Here is a 928-nt window from a genome sequence, read left to right as displayed (position 1 = left end):
CATATTGAGTATCACTAGAATTTTTAGCATTTTGTATTCCACAACTAGCTTCTATTCTAAATCTTCCCTGTCTTTGATCTTCCTTAGTAAAAGCATGAGAAACTGCCACATAAAAAGGAAAAAAGTTACCTGTGGTATTATAGTAATATCCCTTTAAAGAAGGTATTATTTTAAAATCTTTTCCTTTAAATTCTGGTGGTAGATTAATCCAAACAGATACATCCCTTCCAGGTGGTACAGTAACAGCATCCACATAGGCTAAAGCATGATATTTATATTTAGCTCCATGAAGTGCTAATTCTAAGCCATCATGTCCCATAGTAGCATAGGAGCCATCATTAAAATCACATCTTATACCATTACCATCTATGGTGGTTATACCATCATAAATTTCATTAGAACTAGGACACCATTTTCCATTTCCTTCCCCTTCACATAACATTACATAGGGAATATAAAAGGAATTATCTGATATATCTTCACTAAATATCATAAATAAAGGTTTTTCTCCTACATTTTGAGGAATAAATATTTCATCAATTAAATTATAGCCTTTACCCTTTAATGTAGTAGTTTTATTAAAAATTATCTTTTGGCTATCCCCTCTAGCAATTCTAACTGTAATAGTACAGTTTTTATTCTGTGAACAATAAATTGGAAAGGTTAATCTATATTTACTGGAGGTGTTAAATTTATACTGTTGAAAGGAATTATTAAAAATTCCACACCAACTATTTTTTCTTTTATAGGTGGTAAACCAAAAACCACTATTAAAATATTCTCCCTGCCAGTTTTCTCCTCCAGTAGCTAAAGTAATAGTAGATTTATTAGCTGTAGAATCATAGGTAGTATCCCAATAATTTAAAGTTTTTGTAGGTCTACTATTAGAAACTATATTAATTACATTAAAATCTTTAAACTTTGCTTC

Annotated in this window: 1 pseudogene; it reads right to left on the bottom strand. The window is 30.0% G+C overall.

What is annotated here, in order from left to right:
* Positions 1-928: pseudogene (locus GBZ86_RS17530) on the bottom strand (hypothetical protein); the annotation flags it as partial.

This window comes from Clostridium tarantellae (assembly GCF_009295725.1).
Classification (GTDB): Bacteria; Bacillota; Clostridia; order Clostridiales; family Clostridiaceae; genus Sarcina; species Sarcina tarantellae.
The sequence above is the reverse complement of the archived record's forward strand: the minus strand, read 5'-3'. Positions and strand labels throughout refer to the sequence as shown.